Genomic DNA, 15456 nt, shown 5'->3' with positions numbered 1-15456 from the left:
TTCGCACTAAAAACAACTTAAAATGCCTTGAAAACCGCATAAATACTGGGCTGTAAATATTTTGTTCATAAAAATCTGGAAGTCGGGAAAAGACGTTTACGGCTCTAAGTCAGGCGATACACACGCGCAGCATTATCTGCAAAAATCGCTTGCTGCTCTGATACGCTTAGCTCTGAAAGCAGGGTGAGGTAACGCGAGACTAAGGCAGGATAGCATAATGCTCTAACAAGGCTTCACAATCGTGCGCTAAAAAATCAACCCCTCCCACTATAGCGCCGATCAAAGGGGTTTTTTGCGCCAAATCCTCCAGCCAATCCGCTTCAGCTTTAGCGTAGACAGTGGCTTCTGCCTCAATATGCACACACTGTGTAATGACATAAGGCCTGGCGTTATGTTCAAACTCGCTCGGCCCATGGTCTTTAACCATGGCGCGATAATCGCCAAGGAAAAGGTTCGCCCCTTCTTGAAGCCAAGTATTAAAACCCGTATTCAAACGCCAAAAATGGACATGGGGATCAATGATTGAAAAGGCTTGAGACACCCCATTCTTCATACGATAAACGCTATTTAGCTGCCTGGGGCAGCAGAATGCGCCGGTGGCGGTGATGCTTGTGCAGCAGCCGGTGGCAGTGATGCTCTGTCTGCTCTGGAAAAAAACCTGCCTGCTGACCACCCCGACACGTGCAGAGCATTAGGTACCAACTTGATGTTGCCCTTCGTAAAGCGCCCACACTCGAGCACAGTCTCTCGTGGTATCCTAGTATAAAGCTCTAGCGTACACTTTGACGGTAGAGCCTGCGCACACGCAAGGATCAACTCGCGTTTCGCAAAGCAAGGTAAGTAAACACTGCCACCGGGGGGTAAGCTAGATACATATTTCTCTGCAAGCGCTAGATGATCATTAAACCGAGGATCAAGCCATAAGGTTGCGCGAGGATTTAAGGCCTTTATCGCCGCCACCATAAGCTCCTCCTCCATGTCAGGAGCAACCCACAATCCCACTTGCGGCCCTAAGACCTGTGCACAAGCGATTGCGGTGGCTTGTGATATATTCTTTGGAAAACACAATCCCGAAAATGACCGTAAAGCGCGTAAAGCGCGTACAAGCTTCACTGCAAGCTCAGTTGGCATCGCTGGGTCAAGCTCCACCAGCACGCCCTCAGGCAAAATCTTCCTGTCTGCACAACAAGCCTCAATAAGTGGCTCAGATAGAGGAAGCACTAACCTTAGTGGACCTTCAGGCAACCTTTTTATATAGAGCAGTGCAGTCGACAGCTTCATACCAGGAGGTATAATCACGGTTGGGAAACGAAGGCGCCTCATGAGAGCTGCAAACGCCCCCGCTGCTACGTCGCTTTCTATCATATTAGGATTAATCTGCACGAACGGGCGCCGCTTATTTATCATGTCCGCGAGTTGCTCTATGGCCCGCTGGCTAAAGCATACAAAAATGGGGAGCTGTAAAATTGCGCCAGGCGGCATGCACTTTAGAACTCTACTTAACACACCTAGCGGCACGTGTTGGTTATAGCCCAATACCTGGCCTGGCCACATAGCGCTTACCTTTGCCGACCCAGACGCCCGTGCTGCTGGCGAGTTAAGCTCAATCTCTTCCTGTAAAGCTGGGTCGCGCAAATAGATGCGTTGTTGGCGTGGGTCCAGTTCGCCCGTGGCCTCTAAGTAAATATCAACAACAGGGTTTGTCATGATCAGTCCTCTCTATCAAACAAAAAGCCAGACTAACGCTGGCTTTTTTAGCAAAAAAAAAACGGAAACTATTGAACAGTCTCTTCACGATCAACTAGTTCAACGATCGCCATAGGGGCTCTATCCTGTAAACGGTAACCGTTTTTCAAGATACGCATATAACCACCTGGGCGTGCTTTAGAGCGAGGCCCGATAGTTTCAAACAACTTTTTAACGATCTCTTTATCACCCAAGCGTGCCATCGCCAAACGACGGTTCGCCACAGTATCATTTTTTGCCAAAGTTACCAAAGGCTCAACCACACGACGCAACTCCTTCGCCTTAGGGAGTGTTGTGCTAATCAATTCATGGCGCAAAAAATCGCTCGCCATATTTTTAAACATAGCCCTACGGTGGCTACTGTTTCGATTAAGTTGTCGACCACTTTTACGATGTCGCATAGCGCTTTCCTTTATTTCTTATCGTCTTTGACTTTCAAAAATGATGGTGGCCAGCTGTCAAGGCGCATGCCTAATGACATACCGCGAGCCGCCAATACATCTTTAATTTCATTCAATGATTTTTTACCCAGATTAGGGGTTTTCAATAAATCGGTTTCAGCGCGTTGAACCAAATCACCGATATATTGAATGGATTCTGCTTTCAAGCAATTAGCCGAACGCACAGTCAACTCTAAATCTTCAACCGGGCGCATCAAGACAGGATCAATTTCTTCTTCATGACGCTCAGGTTCAGACAAAATACTGCTGTCTAAGTCAACGAAGGCAGACAACTGCTGCTGAAGGATAGTGGCGGCACGGCGCACAGCTTCTTCAGGGTTTAGTGTGCCATCACTTTCAATGGTTAAAATAAGTTTATCCAAATCTGTACGTTGCTCAACACGTGCGCTTTCAACCGCGTAAGACACGCGCTTAACGGGGCTGTAAATAGCGTCCAAGTGAAGAACACCGATTTGCTGTGCTTCGCTTGATTGGCGCGCGCTGGCCGGCTCATAGCCCTTGCCTAAGCGAACATTCATTTCCATTTCTAGCTTACCATCTTGAAGATGCGCTAAAACATGCTCTGGATTGACGATTTCTACATTGTGTGGGCATTGAATATCGGCTGCAGTCACAGGACCCGGCTCGGTTTTCGATAATTTCAGCACAGCATGCTGGCCTTCATGCATACGAATCGCCAAGTTTTTCAAGTTCAATAAGATTTCAATCACATCTTCTTGAACACCGTCTAAGGTGCTGTACTCATGCAAAACGCCTGCAATTTTAACGTCTGTCACCGCACAACCCGGCATAGATGACAATAGAATACGGCGTAATGTGTGGCCCAGTGTGTGGCCAAAACCACGCTCGAACGGCTCCAGCACCACTTCTGAACGCGTACCTCGGACCGTATTAACAATAATGTTTTTCGGGGTTAAAAACTGATATGGATCTGCTGACATAGTGCCCTCACTCACCTTTATTTAGAATAAAGCTCTACTACGAGCTGTTCATTAAACTCGGCAGGCAACTGATCACGTGTTGGTAAAGCTTTAACCGTACCTTCAAATTTCGTGAAATCAGCGTCTAACCATTCAACGTCTGTGCGTTGCTTAGCGAGCTCGATCGACTCTTTAATACGCAACTGATTTTTGGCTTTCTCAGTCACAGCAATCACATCACCCACAGAAACCTGGAATGAAGGAATATTGGTTTTGATACCGTTAACCATCACGGCTTTGTGGCTCACAAGCTGACGCGCTTCACGGCGTGTTTTAGCTAAGCCCAAACGGTAGACAACGTTATCCAAACGACGCTCAAGCATGATCAACAAATTTTCGCCTGTTGAACCTTTCGCTTGAAACGCTTTACCAAAGTAGTTACGGAATTGGCGCTCAAGCACACCGTAGTAACGCTTGATTAATTGTTTTGCACGCAATTGTTTACCGTAGTCAGATAATTTGCTGCGACGAACCGCATGCTGACCTGGCATGACGTTAATTTTGTGTTTTGATTCCAGCGACTTAACACCACTGAATAAATCTAGATCTTGTTGTTCTCGTTTTTGAATTCGACCACGAGGGCTAAAATTTCTTGCCATTATTCACACTCTCTCATTAAACTCGACGTTTTTTAGGGTCACGGCAACCGTTGTGTGGAATACCGGTCGTATCTTCAATCGTTAGCACTTTTAGGCCAGCTGATTGCAGCGCACGCACAGCAGACTCACGGCCAGGGCCTGGGCCTTTCACCTTCACATCGACTGTTTTCAATTGAAAACGCTCAATGGCTTCTTTCGCCACAGTTTCACCTGCAATCTGTGCTGCATAAGGCGTACTTTTACGTGAGCCTTTAAAGCCACATTTTGAGGCGCTAGACCAAACCAAAGCATTACCTTGACGATCTGTCACGGTGAGCAATGTGTTATTGAAACTTGCTTGGACGTGGACAACACCATCGTTAACAATGCGATCTTTTTTCTTTCGTCCGGCTGACTTACTTGCAACTGCCATACATTCTATACCTTAATCGTTATTACTTACTTACGCTTGCCTTTACGAGTGCGCGCATTGGTTTTTGTACGCTGCCCTCTTAAAGGTAAACCACGACGATGACGCACACCACGATAGGTGCCCAATTCCATCAATCGCTTGATATTCATTGAGACTTCACGACGAAGGTCACCTTCAACTTGGTATTCAGCGATCGCCGTACGAAGACGTTCTAAGTCGGCTTCGTCTAAATCTTTGATTTTTGTTTGAGGGTCTATGCTCAAACCTTGGCAAATCGTTAAAGCGCGTGGGCGGCCAATGCCATAAATGGCGGTCAAGCCAATGCTCACATGCTTATTAGTAGGTAAGTTAACGCCTGCTATACGCGCCATTGAGTTACTCCTAACACTTATTCTGATCTTTGCAGCAAAGGTCGCGATGATACCGTTTAGATTAGCGCTTTGCAAGCAAAAACCATGGTTTTCACTTAAATTTCTTTATGTTCTTACGAGGACGCTAAGTCCTTGTAAGAACAGGGATATTACCCCTGACGTTGCTTGTGTTTTTTGTCGGTACAAATCACACGCACAATGCCATTACGCTTGATAATTTTGCAATTACGGCAGCGCTTTTTCACGGATGCTCTGACTTTCATTTCAAATCTCCCAAATCACTTCTTGTTTTTACCTTTCAGGTTCGCTTTTCGCATCAACGAGCTGTATTGCTGTGACATCAAATGCGACTGAACCTGGGCCATGAAATCCATCACGACCACCACCACAATCAACAACGATGTGCCGCCAAAAAAGAACGGTACGTTGAATGAATCCATCAAAATTTGTGGCAATAAACAAATAAGAATCAAATAGATAGCGCCAAACAAGGTCAAGCGAGACATCACCAAATCAATGTATTTCGCTGTTTGCTGGCCTGGGCGAATCCCTGGCACAAAGGCGCCTGAACGCTTTAAATTATCAGCGGTTTCTTGTGGATTAAACACCACCGCTGTATAGAAAAAGCAGAAAAACAAAATAGCGACAGAATAAAGAATCATATACAGCGGTGTGCCCGGCTGCAAAAGATTGGCAAGATCACCCAACCACGTTGTACCAGACGCACTGTGGCCAAACCACTGAAGCATACTGCCTGGGAACAAAATGATCGCAGAGGCAAAAATCGGCGGAATCACACCAGACATGTTAATTTTTAAAGGTAAATGCGTGCTTTGAGCCGCGTACATGCGACGACCTTGCTGGCGCTGTGGGTAGTTGATCTTAATGCGGCGCTGGCCGCGTTCAACAAACACGACGACAGCCGTGACCACGACAATCAGAGCAACAATAAGCAATAGGGTCAACATTTCCATTTGACCTTGGCGAACTTGCACCAAAACACGACCGAGCGCACCCGGCAAACCCGAGATAATGTTCGCGAAAATGATCATGGAAACACCGTTACCAATACCGTATTCCGTGACTTGCTCACCTAACCACATCAAAAACAACGTACCGGTCACCAAGGTAATAGTCGCCGTCACATAAAAAGCAGAACCCGGATCAATCACCACGCCAGAAGCGGACAACATTTTAGAAATACCCAAGGCCTGAAAAGCGGCCAAAACAACGGTGCCGTAACGTGTGTATTGGTTAATTTTTCGCTGGCCTGACTCACCTTCTTTCTTGAGTTGCTCTAAAGAAGGGATAATCGAAGTGAACAACTGCACAATGATAGACGCCGAGATATACGGCATCACACTTAAGGCAAATACGGTAAAGCGGCGTAATGCGCCACCTGAGAACATATTGAATAGACTAAAAATACCGCCGGAGTGCTGCTGGAACATATGCGCGAGCTTAACAGGGTCAACACCAGGCACAGGAATATACGAGCCTAAACGAAAGACTAAAATGGCAACCAATAAAAAGATAAAGCGGCTTTTTAATTCTTTTAAGCCGCCTGATTTCATTGCCGATTTAACGCCTAAACTCGGATTAGCCATGCTTACGCAACCTTGCCTCCGCATGCTTCGATCGCTTCGCGCGCGCCTTTAGTCACTGCAACATCAGCAGCAATCGTGTACGCATTGCTCACTTCACCTGAAGCGATGATTTTCACCTTCTCAGCCACGTGAGAAACAAAGCCTGCTTCTTTTAGTACGCTCAAGCTAACTTCGCCAGCAGGCAAAAGATTGATTTCTGACAAACGAACTTCGGCTGACAAGCGTGCAATACGTGAACGGAAACCAAATTTTGGCAAACGACGTTGCAAAGGCATTTGACCGCCTTCGAAACCGACTTTACGGTAACCGCCAGAACGAGAGTGCTGACCTTTGTGGCCGCGACCACAGGTTTTACCTAAGGTTGAACCAATACCACGACCCACTCGCTTTGCGCTGTGTTTTGAGCCTTCAGCAGGCTTAATCGTATTTAAACGCATATCACACTTCCTCAACAGCTAACAGGTATGAAACCTTGTTGATCATACCGACGTTTTCAGGGGTTGCTGCCACTTCAACACTGTGGTGCATACGGCGCAAGCCCAAACCACGCACACAAGCCTTGTGAGCTTCGATGCGTCCGTTAGTACTTTTAACTAATTTGACTCGGAGTTTTTTCACGCTCATGACCTTACTCCACAATCTGTTTCACTGACTTACCGCGCTTTGCCGCGATAGATTCAGGGGTTTTCATCTCAGCCAGACCTTTGATCGTAGCAATGACCACGTTTGTTGGGTTCGCTGAACCTGTAATTTTGGCAGACACGTTGTGCATACCCAACACTTCAAACACGTCGCGCATCGCACCACCGGCAATAATACCGGTACCACCTGCAGCAGGCTTCATCATGACTTCTGTCGCACCGTGAGAAACCACGATCCGGTGATGAATCGTGCCATCTTGTGTTAAACCAATTTTTTTCATGTTGCGACGCGCGCTGTCTGTGGCCTTTTGAATCGCAATCGTCACCTCTTTGGCTTTACCACGACCATAGCCCACAGTGCCACTACCATCACCAACCACTGCGGTTGCTGAAAAGCTAAAGTCACGACCGCCCTTAACCACTTTCGTCGTACGGCGAATATCGACCACACGACTATCTAATACGTTTTCTGCTTGTGGGTTACTCATCACTCAATCCCATTCATTAAAAGTCTAAACCAGCTTCACGAGCGCCATCAGCCAACGCTTTGACACGACCGTGATAACGATATCCCGAACGATCAAATGCGACTTTTGAAACACCAGCCGCTTTTGCACGTTCAGCCACTGTGCGGCCGACGGCTGTCGCTGTCGCTTTACCGTCGCCATCTGTAGATACCGCTTTGTCCAAGCTTGAAGCTTGTGCCAACACTTTCGAACCGTCAGCCGTTAATACTTGCGCATAAACATGCTGATTAGAGCGGTAAACACTTAAACGTGGTGAAGCATCAAGGCGGGCAATTTTACCGCGTGACTTCTTCGCCCGACGTAATCTTGCAATTTTTTTAGAAATCATTTCAGTTCACCTTACTTTTTCTTGGTTTCTTTAATAGCAACGTGCTCATCCGTGTAACGAATACCTTTACCTTTGTAAGGCTCAGGTGGACGAATACCACGAATGTTAGCCGCTACCTGACCAACCAATTGTTTGTCGATACCTTTGATCACAATTTCAGTTTGTGACGGTGTTTCAATGGTGATGCCTTGTGGCACATCAAACACCACAGGGTGAGAAAAACCGGCAGACACATTCAATTTGTTACCTTGCGCCTGAGCACGGTAACCCACGCCGACCATTTTCAATGAGCGTTGAAACCCTTGGCTGACACCCATAACCATATTATTAACGATGGCACGAGTTGTACCTGCTAAGGCTACAACGTTTTTCTTTACCTTGTTCTTTGAACCCGAGCGCTTGGCATGCTTTGAATCATCATCTGACCAAGTGAACGTAAGCTCTTGACCGTCTTGGTGCATTTGAACATCATTGTCGATGTCAAAATGAAGCTCGCCTTTAGGGCCTTTGACTTTCAAGGCTTGACCTGTCAACGCGACTTCGACGCCTGAAGGCAATTGAATCGGATTTTTCGCAACTCTAGACATAGTTAACCTCTACTCCACAAAGCACAGAACTTCACCGCCAACGCCTAATTTACGCGCAACACGGTCGCTCATGACACCTTTTGATGTGGAAACAATCGCCACACCCAAGCCGCCTAATACGGTTGGCAAATCTTTCGCAGTGCGATAGACGCGACTACTAGGCTTACTGGCGCGAGAAAGCTTCTCAATCACCGGCCTACCTTCGTAATACTTCAACTCAACAACCAATGCTGACTTGCCATCTTCATCTTCTTTTTTAAAGCCGATAATGTAACCTTCATCTGCCAACACGTTTGCAATCGCAGCTTTCGCTTTCGAATGTGGCATTGATACGTGTGATTTCGTCATCGCTTGCGCGTTACGAATTCGCGTTAACATATCAGCAATTGGATCTTGCATACTCATAAGTCTAGCCCTTTACCAACTTGCTTTTTCTAAGCCTGGGATTAAACCACGCATGCCATATTTACGAATGCAAATACGACACAAACCAAATTTACGAAACACACCGTGTGGGCGGCCACAAACTTGGCAACGACGACGAACACGGATAGGCGAAGCATTACGAGGCAATTTTTGCATTTCCAATTGAACTTCAAAAGCGCCCTCATCAGATTTAAACGCTTCTTTCAATTCTGCACGCAAAGCTTCACGCTTTTTGCTGAATTTAGCGACCGTTCTGATTCGCTTATATTCACGCTGTTTCATTGAAATTTTTGCCATCGATTAGCCCTCAACCTTTTCTTTCAATGGGAAGTTAAACGCGCTCAATAAAGCCACGCCCTCCTCGTTTGTTTTCGCTGTGGTCGTGATAGTGATATCTAAACCACGTAATTTATCAATTTTATCGTAATCAATTTCTGGGAATACGATTTGCTCTTTGATGCCTAAGCTGTAATTACCGCGGCCATCAAATGACTTAGCCGAGAAGCCACGGAAGTCACGAATACGAGGAATTGAGATATTGATCAATCGATCTAAGAATTCATACATTCTTTTGCCGCGCAACGTCACTTTGCAGCCCACTGGGTAACCATCCCGCAATTTAAAACCGGCGATTGACTTACGGGCTTTTGTGACCACGGGTTTTTGACCAGCGATTTTTTCCATATCACTGAGTGCGTTTTCAAGCGCTTTTTTATCAGTGATCGCCTCACCCAAACCCATGTTCAAAGTCACCTTCGTCACCTTAGGCACTTCCATCACGCTTTTGTAGCTAAAACGCTCTTGTAAGCTTTTAACGATCTCAGAGCGGTATGTATCTTGCAATCTAGCCATTTCTTATCAACCTTTTATACGTCTGAACTAACGACATCGCCTGTCGATTTGTAATAACGAACTTTTTTACCGTCTTCCAACACACGGTAGCCGATACGGTCGCCTTTGTTCGCAGTAGCGTTATAAGCTTTGACGTTTGACACATCTAAAAACGCTTCGCGAGACTGAACACCACCTTGCTCCCCTGTGTTAGGGTTAGGCTTAACATGTTTTTTCACCATGTTAACGCCGTCGACGAGCAATTTAACGCGGCCATCAGCTAAACGTTTTACTTGCTTAACTTTTCCGCGCTTACCTTTGTCTTTACCGGCGATCAAAATAACTTCGTCGCCTTTTTTGATTTTGCATTTTACTGCTTGTTTTGCTTTAACCGCTGGCATAGTAAAACCTCTTACAACACTTCTTCTGCCAATGAAATAATTTTCATGTAGTTTTCACGCAACTCACGCGTGATTGAACCGAAAATACGAGTACCTATCGGTTGCAATTGGTTATTCAAAATAACCACTGCGTTGTCATCGAACTTAATCAATGAACCGTCTTGACGACGAACACCGCTTTTCGTACGGACAACAACCGCGTTGTACACTTCACCTTTTTTGACACGACCACGAGGGTTAGCTTCTTTAACGCTCACCTTGATCACATCACCAATAGCCGCGTAACGGCGGTGTGAGCCACCAAGGACCTTAATACACATGACACGTCGTCCACCACTGTTATCTGCAACATCGAGGACTGTTTGCATCTGAATCATGTCTAAACTCTCCAAAATTAAGGCGATTATCGCGCCCCCTCAAAAAGGCCCGCGATTATAACACCAACACGCGCTTAAGTGCACGTTTTTTTAAACTATTACTTCGCTTTTTCAATCACTTCCACGAAATGCCAAGCAATGGTCTTAGAGACCTTTTGGCCCTCACGGATACGCACCAAATCACCCAAACCACAGGTATTCTGTGGGTCACAGATGTGGTATTTTTTTGAGCGAGTGATGATTTTAGGGTAAAGGCGGTGCTTAACGCGGCGCTCTACCATCACAACAGCACCCTTATCCATTTTGTCACTGACCACGCGGCCCTGTAATTCGCGTTGTACTTTTTGCTTTTCCATCACTTCTTACCTTCTTGCTCATTAATGAGTGTCTTAACACGCGCAATACTGCGGCGCACATTTTTCAACAAATGTGTTTTGTTAAGCTGGCCAGTGGCGCGCTGAATTCGTAAATTGAATTGCTCACGGACCAACGCCAATAACTCTTCTTTCAACTCAGGCACAGATTTTTTTCTTAAATCAGCTGCTTTCATTTTAAAACCTCACCTTACATCAACGTTCTTTCGACAAACGTGGTCGCAAACGGTAGTTTGTTTGCGGCTAAGCGAAACGCTTCACGCGCCACTTCTTCGCTCACGCCTTCGACTTCAAATAGCATACGACCCGGCTGAATCAACGCCACCCAGTATTCTACGCTACCTTTACCTTTACCTTGACGGACTTCCAAAGGCTTCTTTGAAATCGGCTTGTCTGGAAACACACGAATCCATACTTTACCGCCACGCTTCATGTAACGCGTTAAAGCACGACGAGCGGCTTCAATTTGACGCGCCGTCAATCGGCCACGGCCGGTTGATTGAAGACCAAAGCGACCAAAGCTGACCTTATTACCGCGCAAAGCTAACCCACGGTTTTTACCTTTAAAATCCTTACGGAATTTTCTACGTTTTGGTTGCAACATTATTCTGATCTCCCACCACGTTTCTTAGGCTTGGCTCTCGGGGCTTGCTCAACTGCAGCAGCTCCTGCCGGCAGGCCTTCACCCGTGACTTCGCCTTTAAAAATCCAAATCTTCACGCCGATCACACCGTATGTCGTGTTAGCCCGCGCTGTTGCGTAATCGATATCAGCACGGAAAGTGTGCAAAGGCACACGGCCTTCACGATACCATTCGCTACGAGCAATCTCAGCGCCGCCCAAACGACCACCAACACAAACCTTGATGCCCAAGGCACCTGCGCGCATAGTGTTTTGAACAGAGCGCTTCATTGCACGACGAAACGAAACACGCTTTTCAAGCTGCATCGCGATGCTTTCAGCAACAAGCTTCGCATCCAAATCAGGTTTGCGAATTTCTTCAATATTGATATGCACAGGCACATTCAACATATGGCCGATTTTATTACGCAAGATCTCAACATCTTGACCATTTTTACCAATAATCACGCCAGGGCGAGAAGTATGAATGGTGATTTTAGCGTTTTTAGCTGGACGCTCGATATCCACGCGACCCACAACGCCACGCGCCAAGTGTTTTTTCAACAAACGGCGAACTTGAAGATCTTCATACAAGTGGCTTGCAAACTCTTTCGTTGTTGCATACCAGCGTGAAGACGATTCTTTAATGATGCCTAAGCGGATACCGGTAGGATTAACTTTTTGACCCATTAGTGACTCTCTCCATCTGATACTTTCACAGTAATATGACACATGCGCTTTAAAATGCGGGCGCCACGGCCTTTAGCACGAGCACGCATACGCTTTAACGTTGGTCCTTCGTCAACATAGATGGCTGAAATTTTCAACTCATCAATGTCCATGCCATTGTTATGCTCAGCATTGGCAATCGCAGACTCCAAGACTTGCTTAACCGCTTTAGCCGCACGCTTTGGGCTAAACGCTAAAAGATCTAACGCTTGCTCAACCGACAAACCACGCACTTGATCAGCAACGAGGCGAGCCTTTTGCGCTGAAAAGCGAGCGTATTTGTATTTTGCAGAAACTTCCATCGCTAACCTCACCTTACTTCTTCGTTTTCTTATCAGCTGCGTGACCACGGAAAGTTCGTGTAGGCGCAAATTCACCTAACTTATGACCTACCATGTCCTCGCCAACCAAAACAGGGACAAACTCACGACCGTTGTGCACAGCAATCGTTAAACCCACAAAATCAGGCAGAATCATTGAAGCACGTGAGCGTGTTTTAATGACTTGCTTTTTGCTACGATCAGCCCCATCAACTTTTTTGAGCAAATTTGCATCAACAAAAGGGCCTTTTTTACTTGAACGTGTCACTTATTTATCTCCCACTATTTCTTATCGCGTCGACGAACGATCAACTTGTTCGTACGTTTGTTACGACGCGTTTTGTAACCTTTAGTCGGCGTACCCCAAGGCGATACCGGATGACGGCCACCTGATGTACGGCCTTCACCACCACCGTGTGGATGGTCAACAGGGTTCATTGCCACGCCGCGAACGGTTGGGCGAACACCACGCCAGCGTTTCGCACCGGCTTTACCCAAGCTTCGTAGGTTATGCTCTGAGTTTGAGACTTCACCCAATGTTGCACGGCAATCAACCAATACTTTACGCAATTCACCTGAACGCAATTTCAATGTGACATGGCGACCTTCACGAGCCAGTAACTGGACCGAAGCACCCGCACTACGGGCCAACTGAGCACCCTTGCCAGGCTTCATCTCAACACAGTGGATCATGCTACCGACAGGAATAATACTCAACGGTAAAGTATTGCCTGGCTTAATTGGCGCCTCAGCACCACTTTGCACCTCATCACCGGCACGCAAATCTTTAGGTGCAATGATGTAGCGACGTTCACCATCTGCATATTTCAGCAAAGCAATGTGCGCTGTACGGTTTGGATCGTATTCAATACGCTCAACAACCGCAACAATACCGTCTTTGTTACGTTTAAAATCGATTAAACGGTAACGCTGCTTATGACCACCACCCACGTGGCGGACAGTCACGCGACCGTTGTTATTACGACCACCATTTTTCTTAACCTTTTCCAACAAAGGCTTATACGGCTCACCTTTATGCAGGTGAGGATGAACCACTTTTGTGACAAACCGACGACCTGGCGATGTGGGTTTTGTATTGACTACAGGCATTAAACCACTCCTTAACCTTCTAGCGCGCCAAAGTTGATATCTTGACCTTCAGCCAATGACACATACGCTTTTTTCCAGTGGTTACGGCGACCTAGACGACCACCGAAACGTTTAATTTTACCTTTTACGTTGGCAACTTGAACGTTTTCCACTTCGACTTTAAATAACAACTCAACCGCTTGTTTGATTTCGTGCTTATTCGCATCACGAGCGACTCTAAATGTCACTTGGTTATGCTTTTCAGCAGCCATCTGCGACTTTTCAGTCACAAGCGGACCAAAAATAACTTTCATTAAACGTTCTTGATTCATGACAAGCGCTCCTCAAGTTGTTTCAGGGCAGCGACTGTGATCACGGTTTTCTCAAAGCTGATTAACGCCAAAGGATCAACCGCTTGAGCATCGATCACCGCAACGTTATGAAGGTTGCGCGAGGCCAACAACAAGTTTTCATCAGCGTGTTCAACGACCATCAACACATCGTTAACGTTCAATTCATTCAATTTCGCCATAAGACCTTTGGTTTTATGGTCAGTCAACCGAATGTCTTCAACGATAAGCAAGCGCTCTTGACGAACCATTTCAGACAACATGGCACACATCGCAGCACGGTGCATTTTACGGTTTACCTTTTGCTTGAAGCTACGAGGCTTGGCTGCAAACGATTTACCGCCGCCAACCCAGATTGGGCTGCGGATACTACCGGCACGCGCACGACCCGTACCTTTTTGGCGCCATGGCTTAATGCCACCACCACTAACTTCAGCCCGTGTTTTTTGCGCTTTAGAGCCTTGGCGTTCGCCAGCCATCTGCGCAACAATCACTTGGTGAATCAACCCTTCGTTGTATTCACGATCAAAAACGAGCTCAGCAACATCAACTGTTGTTTTGGCTGTGCCTTTTTCTAGGACATTAAGCTGCATTGTTCACCTCTTTTGCTTTAGCCGCTGGTGTAACAACGACTTCACCACCGGCAAAACCTGGCACCGCACCCTTAATGAGTAGTAAACGACGTTCAACGTCAATTTTTACCACCTCTAGCATAGGTGCAGTTCGGTTTTTGTTACCCATTTGGCCAGGCATTTTCTTACCTTTGAAAACACGACCTGGTGTTTGGTTTTGACCCGTTGAACCAATCGCACGGTGAGACACAGAGTTACCGTGAGTCGCATCTTGCATAGTAAAGTTGTGACGTTTAATACCGCCCTGGAAGCCTTTACCTTTGCTGACGCCACTGACGTCAACTTTCTGGCCTGCTTGAAATAACTCTACTGTTAATTCATCACCAATTTTATGTTCATGACCTTCGTTTACACGAAATTCACGCAAAGACGTTGCAGGCTCAACCGTTGCCTTAGCAAAATGACCCAACTCAGCTTTTGTTAAACGCTGTGGCTTTGCCACACCCGCACCGACTTGTAGTGCGTTGTAACCATCTGACTCAAGTGTTTTAACTTGAACCACGTGGTTCGGCGCTACTGAAACCACCGTCACAGGAATCGACTCGCCACTTTCAGTGAAGATACGTGTCATTCCACATTTTCGGCCTATTAATCCAAGTGCCATGTTTCTATAACCTCTTATTTCTCTTAGTCAACGACGATTTCGACGTCGACACCTGCTGCAAGATCCAAACGCATCAAAGCATCAACTGTTTTATCAGTTGGGCCGATAATATCGACCATACGTTTGTGTGTGCGAATTTCATATTGATCACGTGCGTCTTTATTGACGTGAGGTGAAATCAATACCGTGAAACGTTCTTTGCGAGTGGGCAAAGGAATTGGACCGCAAATTTGCGCGCCAGTACGCTTAGCCGTTTCAACAATCTCGCTCGTTGATTTATCAATCAAGCGATGATCGAACGCTTTTAACCGGATACGAATACGTTGCCTTTTTTCTGCCATAATGCCTTACTCTGTAATTTTAACCACAACACCGGCGCCGACGGTACGACCACCTTCACGAATCGCAAAGCGCAAACCTTCGTCCATCGCAATCGGTGCAAT

31 protein-coding genes are annotated in these 15456 nt (G+C 46.4%); all 31 read right to left on the bottom strand.

All coding sequences use genetic code 11. From position 1 onward, the window contains the following. Positions 1 to 199: 199 nt before the first annotated feature. A complete protein-coding gene (locus tag COV52_04600) occupies positions 200 to 553 on the bottom strand; it encodes a hypothetical protein (GenBank protein ID PIR11335.1) in 354 nt (117 codons plus the stop codon). Positions 554 to 567: 14 nt separating this feature from the next. Further along, positions 568 to 1707 (bottom strand): hypothetical protein, encoded by a 1140-nt coding sequence (locus COV52_04595; GenBank protein ID PIR11334.1) that lies wholly within the window; start codon positions 1705 to 1707, stop codon positions 568 to 570. 68 nt (positions 1708 to 1775) lie between these two features. After that, a complete protein-coding gene (rplQ, locus tag COV52_04590) occupies positions 1776 to 2147 on the bottom strand; it encodes a 50S ribosomal protein L17 (GenBank protein ID PIR11333.1) in 372 nt (123 codons plus the stop codon). Between the two features lie 11 nt (positions 2148 to 2158). Beyond that, positions 2159 to 3148 carry a DNA-directed RNA polymerase subunit alpha gene (locus tag COV52_04585; GenBank protein ID PIR11332.1) on the bottom strand — a complete coding sequence of 330 codons (990 nt, stop codon included), beginning with the start codon at positions 3146 to 3148 and terminating at the stop codon, positions 2159 to 2161. Between the two features lie 17 nt (positions 3149 to 3165). Beyond that, positions 3166 to 3786 (bottom strand): 30S ribosomal protein S4, encoded by a 621-nt coding sequence (locus COV52_04580; protein ID PIR11331.1) that lies wholly within the window; start codon positions 3784 to 3786, stop codon positions 3166 to 3168. A gap of 16 nt (positions 3787 to 3802) precedes the next feature. Continuing rightward, positions 3803 to 4198, bottom strand: a complete 396-nt coding sequence (locus COV52_04575) for a 30S ribosomal protein S11 (protein ID PIR11330.1) — start codon at positions 4196 to 4198, stop codon at positions 3803 to 3805. Positions 4199 to 4224: 26 nt separating this feature from the next. Further along, complete coding sequence (locus tag COV52_04570; GenBank protein PIR11329.1) at positions 4225 to 4569, bottom strand: 30S ribosomal protein S13; 345 nt, start codon at positions 4567 to 4569, stop codon at positions 4225 to 4227. Between the two features lie 149 nt (positions 4570 to 4718). After that, entirely contained in the window at positions 4719 to 4832 is a 114-nt protein-coding gene (gene rpmJ, locus COV52_04565; protein ID PIR11328.1) for a 50S ribosomal protein L36, read from the bottom strand. Between the two features lie 15 nt (positions 4833 to 4847). Further along, positions 4848 to 6176, bottom strand: coding sequence for a preprotein translocase subunit SecY (locus COV52_04560; protein ID PIR11327.1), 1329 nt, complete (start codon positions 6174 to 6176; stop codon positions 4848 to 4850). Positions 6177 to 6178: 2 nt separating this feature from the next. Continuing rightward, positions 6179 to 6613, bottom strand: coding sequence for a 50S ribosomal protein L15 (locus tag COV52_04555; GenBank protein PIR11326.1), 435 nt, complete (start codon positions 6611 to 6613; stop codon positions 6179 to 6181). A 1-nt stretch (position 6614) separates the two neighbouring features. Then, positions 6615 to 6800: a 50S ribosomal protein L30 gene (locus COV52_04550; protein ID PIR11325.1), complete on the bottom strand. Its 186-nt coding sequence runs from the start codon at positions 6798 to 6800 to the stop codon at positions 6615 to 6617. 4 nt (positions 6801 to 6804) lie between these two features. Further along, on the bottom strand, positions 6805 to 7305 hold the full coding sequence (locus COV52_04545; GenBank protein PIR11324.1) for a 30S ribosomal protein S5: 501 nt from the start codon (positions 7303 to 7305) through the stop codon (positions 6805 to 6807). A gap of 16 nt (positions 7306 to 7321) precedes the next feature. Beyond that, positions 7322 to 7672 (bottom strand): 50S ribosomal protein L18, encoded by a 351-nt coding sequence (locus tag COV52_04540; protein ID PIR11323.1) that lies wholly within the window; start codon positions 7670 to 7672, stop codon positions 7322 to 7324. An 11-nt stretch (positions 7673 to 7683) separates the two neighbouring features. After that, a complete protein-coding gene (locus COV52_04535) occupies positions 7684 to 8259 on the bottom strand; it encodes a 50S ribosomal protein L6 (protein PIR11322.1) in 576 nt (191 codons plus the stop codon). Between the two features lie 9 nt (positions 8260 to 8268). Next, the gene (locus tag COV52_04530) at positions 8269 to 8664 is read right to left on the bottom strand and encodes a 30S ribosomal protein S8 (GenBank protein PIR11321.1); all 396 of its coding nucleotides are present in this window, start codon (positions 8662 to 8664) and stop codon (positions 8269 to 8271) included. 12 nt (positions 8665 to 8676) lie between these two features. Then, positions 8677 to 8982, bottom strand: a complete 306-nt coding sequence (locus tag COV52_04525; protein ID PIR11320.1) for a 30S ribosomal protein S14 — start codon at positions 8980 to 8982, stop codon at positions 8677 to 8679. A gap of 3 nt (positions 8983 to 8985) precedes the next feature. Beyond that, complete coding sequence (locus tag COV52_04520; protein PIR11319.1) at positions 8986 to 9537, bottom strand: 50S ribosomal protein L5; 552 nt, start codon at positions 9535 to 9537, stop codon at positions 8986 to 8988. 14 nt (positions 9538 to 9551) lie between these two features. Beyond that, a complete protein-coding gene (locus tag COV52_04515; GenBank protein PIR11318.1) occupies positions 9552 to 9917 on the bottom strand; it encodes a 50S ribosomal protein L24 in 366 nt (121 codons plus the stop codon). 11 nt (positions 9918 to 9928) lie between these two features. Continuing rightward, positions 9929 to 10294 carry a 50S ribosomal protein L14 gene (locus COV52_04510; protein PIR11317.1) on the bottom strand — a complete coding sequence of 122 codons (366 nt, stop codon included), beginning with the start codon at positions 10292 to 10294 and terminating at the stop codon, positions 9929 to 9931. 98 nt (positions 10295 to 10392) lie between these two features. Beyond that, the gene (locus COV52_04505; protein ID PIR11316.1) at positions 10393 to 10650 is read right to left on the bottom strand and encodes a 30S ribosomal protein S17; all 258 of its coding nucleotides are present in this window, start codon (positions 10648 to 10650) and stop codon (positions 10393 to 10395) included. Then, the gene (locus COV52_04500; protein ID PIR11315.1) at positions 10650 to 10844 is read right to left on the bottom strand and encodes a 50S ribosomal protein L29; all 195 of its coding nucleotides are present in this window, start codon (positions 10842 to 10844) and stop codon (positions 10650 to 10652) included. The genes COV52_04505 and COV52_04500 overlap by 1 nt, the downstream gene beginning before the upstream one ends. A gap of 14 nt (positions 10845 to 10858) precedes the next feature. Further along, positions 10859 to 11272 (bottom strand): 50S ribosomal protein L16, encoded by a 414-nt coding sequence (locus COV52_04495; GenBank protein PIR11314.1) that lies wholly within the window; start codon positions 11270 to 11272, stop codon positions 10859 to 10861. Continuing rightward, complete coding sequence (locus COV52_04490; protein PIR11313.1) at positions 11272 to 11979, bottom strand: 30S ribosomal protein S3; 708 nt, start codon at positions 11977 to 11979, stop codon at positions 11272 to 11274. Before COV52_04490 ends, COV52_04495 begins: the two co-directional genes overlap by 1 nt. Next, positions 11979 to 12320: a 50S ribosomal protein L22 gene (locus tag COV52_04485; GenBank protein ID PIR11312.1), complete on the bottom strand. Its 342-nt coding sequence runs from the start codon at positions 12318 to 12320 to the stop codon at positions 11979 to 11981. The genes COV52_04490 and COV52_04485 overlap by 1 nt, the downstream gene beginning before the upstream one ends. Positions 12321 to 12333: 13 nt before the next feature. After that, a complete protein-coding gene (locus COV52_04480; protein ID PIR11311.1) occupies positions 12334 to 12606 on the bottom strand; it encodes a 30S ribosomal protein S19 in 273 nt (90 codons plus the stop codon). Between the two features lie 14 nt (positions 12607 to 12620). Further along, on the bottom strand, positions 12621 to 13448 hold the full coding sequence (locus tag COV52_04475; protein ID PIR11310.1) for a 50S ribosomal protein L2: 828 nt from the start codon (positions 13446 to 13448) through the stop codon (positions 12621 to 12623). A gap of 11 nt (positions 13449 to 13459) precedes the next feature. Further along, positions 13460 to 13759: a 50S ribosomal protein L23 gene (locus tag COV52_04470; GenBank protein ID PIR11309.1), complete on the bottom strand. Its 300-nt coding sequence runs from the start codon at positions 13757 to 13759 to the stop codon at positions 13460 to 13462. Then, positions 13756 to 14370, bottom strand: coding sequence for a 50S ribosomal protein L4 (locus COV52_04465; GenBank protein PIR11308.1), 615 nt, complete (start codon positions 14368 to 14370; stop codon positions 13756 to 13758). Before COV52_04465 ends, COV52_04470 begins: the two co-directional genes overlap by 4 nt. Next, the gene (locus COV52_04460) at positions 14360 to 15013 is read right to left on the bottom strand and encodes a 50S ribosomal protein L3 (protein PIR11307.1); all 654 of its coding nucleotides are present in this window, start codon (positions 15011 to 15013) and stop codon (positions 14360 to 14362) included. Before COV52_04460 ends, COV52_04465 begins: the two co-directional genes overlap by 11 nt. Before the next feature lie 23 nt (positions 15014 to 15036). Next, entirely contained in the window at positions 15037 to 15354 is a 318-nt protein-coding gene (locus tag COV52_04455) for a 30S ribosomal protein S10 (GenBank protein ID PIR11306.1), read from the bottom strand. Positions 15355 to 15360: 6 nt separating this feature from the next. Beyond that, the coding region (locus COV52_04450) for an elongation factor Tu (GenBank protein ID PIR11305.1) at positions 15361 to 15456 on the bottom strand (96 nt) is incomplete at its 5' end.

The organism is Gammaproteobacteria bacterium CG11_big_fil_rev_8_21_14_0_20_46_22 (genome assembly GCA_002796245.1).
Classification (GTDB): Bacteria; Pseudomonadota; Gammaproteobacteria; order UBA12402; family UBA12402; genus 1-14-0-20-46-22.
This window is presented reverse-complemented; position numbering and strand designations above follow the sequence as displayed.